8 protein-coding genes are annotated in these 8,224 nt (G+C 61.5%); 3 read left to right on the top strand and 5 right to left on the bottom strand.

Annotated elements, in window-relative coordinates:
* Positions 1 to 204: 204 nt before the first annotated feature.
* The 5 genes from Q7W83_RS06975 to Q7W83_RS06955 all read right to left on the bottom strand — a co-directional run bounded on the left by Q7W83_RS06975 (position 205) and on the right by Q7W83_RS06955 (position 4,610).
* Positions 205 to 429: an MbtH family protein gene (locus Q7W83_RS06975; RefSeq protein WP_150632186.1), complete on the bottom strand. Its 225-nt coding sequence runs from the start codon at positions 427 to 429 to the stop codon at positions 205 to 207.
* Between the two features lie 81 nt (positions 430 to 510).
* On the bottom strand, positions 511 to 1,923 hold the full coding sequence (locus tag Q7W83_RS06970) for a diaminobutyrate--2-oxoglutarate transaminase (protein WP_473655831.1): 1,413 nt from the start codon (positions 1,921 to 1,923) through the stop codon (positions 511 to 513).
* A gap of 76 nt (positions 1,924 to 1,999) precedes the next feature.
* On the bottom strand, positions 2,000 to 2,485 hold the full coding sequence (locus Q7W83_RS06965) for a GNAT family N-acetyltransferase (protein ID WP_150635809.1): 486 nt from the start codon (positions 2,483 to 2,485) through the stop codon (positions 2,000 to 2,002).
* A 119-nt stretch (positions 2,486 to 2,604) separates the two neighbouring features.
* Entirely contained in the window at positions 2,605 to 3,930 is a 1,326-nt protein-coding gene (locus Q7W83_RS06960; protein ID WP_150635811.1) for an ATP-binding protein, read from the bottom strand.
* The gene (locus tag Q7W83_RS06955; protein ID WP_017339966.1) at positions 3,927 to 4,610 is read right to left on the bottom strand and encodes a response regulator; all 684 of its coding nucleotides are present in this window, start codon (positions 4,608 to 4,610) and stop codon (positions 3,927 to 3,929) included. Before Q7W83_RS06955 ends, Q7W83_RS06960 begins: the two co-directional genes overlap by 4 nt.
* Before the next feature lie 153 nt (positions 4,611 to 4,763).
* On the opposite strand from Q7W83_RS06955, the gene dsbD reads away from it, so the two are divergent.
* From dsbD to dsbG, 3 genes are read left to right on the top strand one after another with little or no spacing between them, the layout of a single operon-like run.
* The gene (dsbD, locus tag Q7W83_RS06950) at positions 4,764 to 6,500 is read left to right on the top strand and encodes a protein-disulfide reductase DsbD (RefSeq protein ID WP_473655830.1); all 1,737 of its coding nucleotides are present in this window, start codon (positions 4,764 to 4,766) and stop codon (positions 6,498 to 6,500) included.
* Positions 6,500 to 7,366, top strand: coding sequence for a TlpA disulfide reductase family protein (locus Q7W83_RS06945; RefSeq protein ID WP_150632191.1), 867 nt, complete (start codon positions 6,500 to 6,502; stop codon positions 7,364 to 7,366). Before dsbD ends, Q7W83_RS06945 begins: the two co-directional genes overlap by 1 nt.
* Positions 7,342 to 8,112 carry a thiol:disulfide interchange protein DsbG gene (gene dsbG, locus Q7W83_RS06940; protein ID WP_150632192.1) on the top strand — a complete coding sequence of 257 codons (771 nt, stop codon included), beginning with the start codon at positions 7,342 to 7,344 and terminating at the stop codon, positions 8,110 to 8,112. The genes Q7W83_RS06945 and dsbG overlap by 25 nt, the downstream gene beginning before the upstream one ends.
* The last annotated feature ends 112 nt before the right edge of the window (positions 8,113 to 8,224 follow it).

The following is an 8,224-nucleotide window of genomic DNA, read 5'->3' as shown; positions in this document are numbered from 1 at the left end:
GCCAGCTCCCACAGGGGGTCCGGGTACATCCGCAAGAACATGTCGGCTGTCAGGCCGCCATCGCGGGCAAGTCGGATCGCCGCACCGCCGCTCCCACAGGGATCGAGGCTTGCTCAGAAAACACGCCTCCAGCCAACACAACGTACAAAGCAAAAAAAGCCCGCTGACCTTACCGGTCCAGCGGGCTTTTCTTTGCGCGAATCTTTAGTGAGCCGCAGCCTGCTCTTCCATCTTCTTGCGCAAGCTCAACGGACGCATGTCCGTCCAGGTTTCTTCGATGTAAGCCAGGCATTCCTTCTTCAGCCCGCTCTTGCCCACGGTGCGCCAGCCTTCAGGTACCGCTTTGTAGTCGGGCCAGATCGAGTATTGCTCTTCGTGGTTGACCACGACCTGAAAGAGGATGTCCTCGCGGTCGAATACTGACGTCATGGTGTCTCTCCATCGCTGTTAGGTTCGCTGCACTGCGTGCGCAGCCGTTATGTAGAAAGAACGTTCCGGGACCCGGAAAATTTAGAGGCTGGCGGTGGCGGCGGCCATGGCCCGACCAAAAATCTCCGCCACCCGATCAATTTCCGCAGCGGTAATCACCAGCGGCGGCAGGAAACGCACCACGCCACCATGACGGCCACCCAACTCCAGAATCAGTCCACGTTTCAGGCATTCACGCTGCACCAGTGGCGCCAGACGAGCGAAGATCGGTGGATGACCTTGCGCATCCGGCGCGCCAGTCGGGTCAACCAGCTCGACACCCAGCATCAAGCCACGACCGCGAATATCACCCAATTGCGGGAAATCCCGCTGAAGAATGCGCAGGTGTTCGCTCAAGCGCTCGCCCATGGCCGCAGCGTGTTCGCAGACCTTGTGCTCAACCAGATAACGCATCACCGCAGAGCCCGCCGCCATGGCCATTTGGTTGCCACGGAAGGTCCCGGCATGCGCGCCCGGCAACCAGGTGTCGAGCCAGTCGCGATACACCACCACCGCCAGCGGCAGGCTGCCGCCGATGGCTTTGGACATCACCACCACGTCCGGAATGATCCCGGCGTGCTCGAAGGCGAACATCTTGCCGGTGCGGGCGAAACCGCTCTGGATTTCGTCGACGATCAGCGCCACGCCCGCCTTTTCAGTGATACGTCGCAGTCCGCGCAACCAATCGAGATCGGCCGGGATCACCCCGCCCTCGCCCTGAACGGCTTCGACAATCACAGCGGCCGGCAATTGCACGCCGGCCTCGGGATCGTTCAGCAGGTTTTCCAGGTAGTTCAGGTTGACCTGCACGCCTTGTGCACCACCGAGGCCGAACGGGCAACGGTAATCGTAGGGGTACGGCATGAACTGCACGCCACTACTGAGCAATGCGCCCAAGGGCTTTTTCGGCCCCAGGCTGCCCATCAGGCTCAACGCGCCCTGGCTCATGCCGTGATAAGCGCCCTGGAACGACAATACGGTGCTGCGCCCGGTGGCGGTGCGCACCAGCTTCAGCGCGGCTTCCACGGCGTCGGTGCCGGTCGGGCCGCAGAACTGGATCTTTGCTTCAGCGGCGAGCGCCGGCGGCAGCAGACCGAACAGGTCCTGGACAAACTGGTCCTTGACCGGGGTGGTCAGGTCGAGGGTGTGCAGCGGCAGTTCATCGGTCAGCACTTGCCGGATCGCTTCGATCACCACCGGATGGTTATGCCCCAGGGCCAACGTCCCGGCGCCGGCCAGGCAGTCAATGAAACTGCGGCCTTCAACGTCTTCGACATAAATGCCCTTGGCACGCTTCAGGGCCAGGGGAATGCGGCGCGGGTAGCTGCGGGCATTCGATTCCTGCTGGTTCTGGCGCGCGAGCAATGGCGATTCGTTGAACTGATAAAGCGTTTCGGCCGGCGCCGGAGCGATCCGGGCCGACTGATCTTCCATAAGGCTGGTAGCGACTGACATCTCTCGACCCCTCAATAAGGTTTTCCTGTTCTGGAAACGCTTCGGCGCACCGAGGATTTAGACCCTTGATCAGCTTTTATGAAGGTGGCGTCAGCGCCTTGTGCATGGGGATGGCATGGAGTCCGGCGACGGTGAACGTTTCAGCACAGGGCTGATAACCCAGATGACGGTAAAAGGCTTCGCTGGTTCGGGTGCTGTTGAGTCTGACTTGAGCCAGACCGTTATCGATCAGCCAGCCTTCGAGATCGCGCACCAGCGCTTGCCCGGCACCCCGGCGAAACCATTCCGGTTGCACGTAACAGAACGCGAGCTTGCCGCTGATCGCCGCCATCGCAACGCCGACCGGTTTGTCCTGCAACAGGGCAATGTTCAGGTACAGCCGTTGGTCAGTCAGCCACGGTTGAATGTGTTCGATGGTTTTGTTGTGAGTCCAGATGGCGACGGTTTGCGGGTTGTTGCGGTGGTCGAGCGCACAACCGACGCGGATGGAACGCTCGACGATCCGGCTGATGATACCGGCGTCGGCAGGGGTTGCCTTGCAGATGTACAGGGGTGCATCCATAGCGCTGTGACCTCAATCCATTGAGAAAAAGCTGCCGGGGACGATAGCGTTGGTGGTCGTCGGAATGCCAATGGAGAGACGTTACATTTGATGTGCAACACAACCTCCCTGTGGTGTGCTCAGACCGGTTGCAGCGGCATGGTCAGCTCAACCCGCAAGCCATCCGGTCGGCTGTCGAAATGCAGCGTGCAGCCACAACGCTGAACAATCGCCTGGACAATCGCCAACCCCAGACCGCAGCCGGTGCTCTGGCCATTGCGCCAGAAGCGTTGGGTCAGGTGTTGCAGATCGTCTTCGGCAATGCCCGGGCCATGGTCGCGCACCACGAACTGCACACGGCTGCCGGTGGTCTCCAGACTCAGTTCCACCGGTCCGTCGTTCGGGGTATGGCGCAGGGCGTTGTCCAGCAGGTTTCGCAGCGCGGCAATCGACAGTACGGCGGGCATTTGCACCGGTGCGTGAGAGAGCTTCGGCGGCAACTTGAATTTGATCCGCTGACGATCACCGCTGGCGGCATCCTGAATCGCCAGTTTCGCCACTTGCTCGGCGCTGCATTGCACACCGTCGTCGAACGACAGGCTGCCCTCGACCCGCGCCAGCAACAACAGTTGCTCAAGGGTACGGTGCAGACGGTCGGCGCCCTCTTCCGCCCGGGCCAGGGATTGATCCCGTGCCGCGCCATCGGTCATGCGTGCCACTTGCAGGTGAGTCTTGATCGCCGTCAACGGGCTGCGCAGTTCGTGGGCCGCGTCACCGGTCAGCCGGCGTTCGCGCTCGATGGTCTTGCCGATGCGCTGAAACAATTGGTTCTGGGTATCCAGCAACGGTTGCAATTCGCTGGGCAGCGGCTGGATCTGCAAGGGTTCCAGCGAGTCGGCACTGCGGCGCATCAAGGCATCGCGCATGCGGTTCAGCGGCGCCAAACCCTGGCCGATGCCAAGCCACAGCAGGCACAGGCAACCGAGCAATGCCACGCCCACCGGCACCGATGCCGCCAGCAAAATCGACATGTTCAACGCTTCGCGCTCGATCTGCCGATCCGCTGTGGTAATGCGCAGATCGCCACGGGCCAGGGTGAAACTGCGCCACGGCGCACCGTCGATCATCTGATCGTGGAAGCCCATTTTCTCGGCCTCCAGAGTTTGCTGCGGATCGGTGTGACTGCGGGCCAGGATTTCGCCGCGCAGCGAGCTGACCTGACACGCCATGCCGCCCGGAATGTTCAGTTGTTCCGCGCTGAAATGGGTGCCCTCGCCCTTGGTCGGCAAGGCGGGCAATTGCTCCATCAGGCCGGCGACCATGCGCGCCGACGCCACCAGTCGCTGGTCGAGGGAAAACATCATCTGGTTGCGCAGGTCGCTGAGCATCCAGGCCGCTGCCAGGGCCCAGATCAGCGCAAATGCGGCACCCAAGGTGAGGCTCAGGCGCAAACGCAGGCTCATCACTTTTTCAATTCCTCTGCGCCATCGGCCGGCCCCAGGCGATAGCCCAGGCCGCGCACGGTCTCAACAATGCCATTACCGAGTTTGCGCCGCAGGTGATGGATATGCACGTTGAGGGCGTTGCTTTCCAGCTCGTCGTTGAAACCGTAGACGCTGTCTTTCAACTGCTCGGTCGACAGCACCCGGCCACGGTTGTGCAACAGCGCTTGTAACAGCGACTGTTCGCGACGGGAAAGGTCCACCGGTTGGCCGGCGAGCGTGGTTTCGCGGCTGCTCGGGTCGTAGGTCAGGGCGCCATGCTCGATCAGGTTGACGCTGCGCCCCGCCACCCGTCGCAACAGCGTGTGCAGGCGTGCGGCGAGTTCGCGCAAGTCGAATGGCTTGAGCAGGTAATCATCGGCCCCCGCTTGCAGGCCGTCGACACGATCGGTGACCGAATCTCGCGCGGTGAGAATCAGCACCGGGATTTCCAGACCGTTGTGGCGAAGCTGCTGCAACAGCTTCAGGCCGTCCTCGTCGGGCAGGCCGAGGTCGAGCACCATGACGTCGAACTCGGCGACCTTGAGCATGGCGCGGGCAGCCGAAGCCGTGGCCACGTGCTCGACCGTCAGGCCTTGAGCGGTGAGACCGGCGACAATCCCGCTGGCGATCAGCTCGTCGTCTTCGCAAACCAGTACGTGCATGGTCAACCCTGTTGAAAAAAGCTGATTAGGCCGGTGGCCGATTAAGCGGACATTATGCCGCAAGCGCCACGTCCACAAGGTTATCGCGGTTAATCATCGGTTAATCGCCGCCTCCCATTGTGCACCTCACTTGCAAAGGGATAAGGCTTACCCATGCGTCGTCTGTTTTTGTTTTTTGTTCTCTTGATCTCGGGTGTGGCCCAGGCAGGGACCAATCCGTTCGAAACCAAACCTGAATTCCTGCCGGTGGAAAAGGCGTTTGTCTTCACCTCCGAGCGCCTCGAATCAGGTGAAACACAGCTCTATTGGCAGATCACCGACGGTTACTACCTTTATCAGAAACGCCTGAAGTTCGATGGGTTGCCCGCCGAGCTGCATCCTGTGTTACCCGAAGGCGAGTCTCACAGTGATGAATTCTTCGGCGAACAACAGGTTTATCGCCAGGGCCTGGAACTGAAGATTCCGGCGGGCGCGACCGGCCAGATCAAGGTCGGCTTCCAGGGGTGTGCCGATGCCGGGCTGTGTTATCCGCCACAAACCCAGGTCGTGGATCTGGGTGGCAGCGCTGTCACTTCGGCGGCCAATGAAGCGCCAGATCAAGCCCTGGCCAGCGGCCTGCAACAACGGGCACTGGGCTGGAGCTTGCTGGTGTTCTTCGGTCTGGGCCTGCTGCTGGCCTTCACCCCTTGCACATTGCCGATGCTACCGATTCTCGCCGGTTTGATCGTCGGCAGTGGCGCTACGCCCAAACGTGGATTTGCCTTGGCTGCCAGCTACGTCGTGAGCATGGCGCTGGTGTACGCGGCGATGGGCGTTCTGGCGGCGCTGCTCGGCGCAAACTTGCAGGCGCTGCTGCAAAACCCATGGTTGCTGGGCAGTTTCGCCGCCGTGTTTGTGTTGCTGGCGCTGCCGATGTTCGGTTTCTTCGAGTTGCAACTGCCGGTGGCGGTGCGGGATCGGCTGGAGAACGTGTCGCGTAATCAACGCGGTGGCAGCCTGATCGGCGCGGGTGTGCTGGGCGCGCTGTCCGGCCTGTTGGTCGGTCCGTGCATGACCGCGCCGCTGGCGGGCGCCCTGCTCTACATCGCGCAAAGCGGCAACGCGCTCCACGGCGGGTTGATTCTGTTCGCCATGGGCATCGGCATTGGTGTGCCGCTGCTGTTGCTGGTGACGGTCGGCAATCGCTTCCTGCCCAAACCCGGCGCCTGGATGAACCTGCTCAAAGGCGTGTTCGGCTTCCTGTTCCTCGCCACCGCGTTGCTGATGCTGCGGCCGGTGCTGGATGAATCGTTGTGGGTCGGCCTGTGCGGTGCGTTGTTGCTGATTGCCGCCTACAGCGCCTGGAAACAGTCGGAAGGTTTCGGGCGTGTCGCGCATCTGTTCGGTGCCAGCTCATTGTTGCTCGGCGTGTGGGGCAGCCTGTTGATGATCGGTGCGGCGGGTGGCAGTGATGACCTGTTGAAACCGCTACAGGTCTATAGCACCGCCAATGCGAGCAATCTCGTCCGCCCGGTTGGCCACGATGCCTTCACCACGATCAAGGACCCGGCCGCACTGCAACGGGAACTTGACGCGGCAAAAGCTCAGGGGCAATGGGTGCTGCTGGACTACTACGCCGACTGGTGCGTGTCGTGCAAGGTCATGGAAAAACAGGTGTTCGGCCAACCCCGCGTGCTTGACGCCTTGAACGACGTGCGCTTGCTACGGCTCGACGTCACCGCCGACAATGCCGCCAGCCGTGAACTGCTCGGCCGTTATAAAGTGCCGGGACCACCGAGTTTTCTGTGGATCGGCGCCGACGGCGAAGAACGTCGCAGCCAGCGCATCACCGGCGAGGTCGATGCCGACACCTTCCTGCAACGCTGGACCACCACCCGAGACGCCCGTTAATGCTGACTTTTACCCTCGGCACGTTTGCCATCGCGCTTAACCACCTGCTGCTGATCAGTGCCCTGGCGCTGGCGACGTTTGTCGGCTGGCGGGCGGCCAAGCGTGGCGGCGAAAACCCCGAGTCAGCGCTGTTCAGCCTGTTCCTGGTGGGCATGCTGGCGGCTCGAATCAGTTTCGTCGCGCTCTACTGGAAGCATTATCGTGACGATCCGTGGCAAGTCATCGACCTGCGCGACGGTGGCTTTCTCGCCTGGCCGGGTGTGATCGCTCTATTGCTTGCCGCGGTGTATCGAGGCTGGCGTCGCCCGGGTTTGCGTCGCCCGCTGGGCTTTGGCGTAGCCAGTGGTTTGGCCTTCTGGCTGCTCGCGACGTTCTCCCTGAGTATTTATGAGCAAGGCACGCGCCTGCCGGACATCACCCTGCGCAATGCCGCCGGTGAAACCGTGAAACTGGCCGACTACAAGGGCGGGCCTCTGGTGATCAATCTCTGGGCCACCTGGTGCCCGCCGTGCCGCCGGGAAATGCCGGTGCTGGAAAACGCCCAGCAACATCGTCCGGACCTGACCTTCCTGTTCGTCAATCAGGCGGAAAGCATGCAAAGTGTCAGCACCTTTCTGGAAACCCAGGGCCTGAGCCTGTCCAACGTGCTGTTCGACGGCGGCGGTCGATTGGGTCAGGCGGTCGGTTCGATGGCATTGCCGACTACGCTGTTCTATAGCCCTGACGGTCGCCTGCTGGGCAGTCATCTGGGCGAGTTGTCGGACGCCAGCCTGGCCCGCGCCCTGGAAAACTTTGACACCCCTAATCCGGCCACACCTTCCACTTCTTCAAGGAAACTGCCATGCCCCGCCTCCGCCATCTGCTGACGCTGACCCTGGGCGCTGCCCTGCTGCACCTGCCGTCGGTACAGGCTGCCGAAGAACTGCCCGAGGCGATCAAGAAGATCGAAGCCAAGGGCGCGAAAATCGTCGGTCAGTTCGATGCCCCCGATGGCTTGCGCGGTTACGCGGCGCAGTACCAGAACCGCGGCATGGCGCTGTACCTGACGCCGGATGGCAAGCATGTGTTGCTGGGCAATTTATACGACGCCGAGGGCAATGACCTGAGCAGTGCGCCCTTGCAGAAACTGGTTTACGCGCCAATGGCCAAGGAGATCTGGGGCAAGATGGAAGCCAGCAACTGGATCGGTGATGGCAACAAGGACGCACCGCGCGTGGTGTACCTGTTCAGCGATCCGAACTGCCCTTACTGCAACCTGTTTTGGGAACAGGCGCGGCCATGGGTGAAGGCCGGCAAGGTGCAGTTGCGGCACATCATGGTCGGCATCATTCGTGAAGACAGTCCGGGGAAATCCGCGGCATTGCTGGCCGCGAAGGATCCGCAAAAAGCCCTGCAAGACCACGAAGGTGCCGGCAAGGCCAGTACGCTCAAAGCACTGAAAGAAGTACCGCCAGCGATTCAGGCGAAACTGGCGGCGAACATGCAGTTGATGGAAGACCTGGAACTGCAGGCCACGCCGGCGATTTTCTACATGGACGACAAGGGTGAACTGCAACAACAGCAAGGCGCGCCTTCGCCGGACAAGTTGGTGAAAATTCTAGGGCCGAAGTAGTTTCTTTCAGAGGTTTAGTGAGCTCATTGGCCCCATCGCGAGCAGGCTCGCTCCCACATTGGAATGCATTCTCCTGTGGGAGCGAGCCTGCTCGCGATGGGGCCAGTCAAAA

Source organism: Pseudomonas sp. 300, from assembly GCF_055803035.1.
The sequence above is the reverse complement of the archived record's forward strand: the minus strand, read 5'-3'. Positions and strand labels throughout refer to the sequence as shown.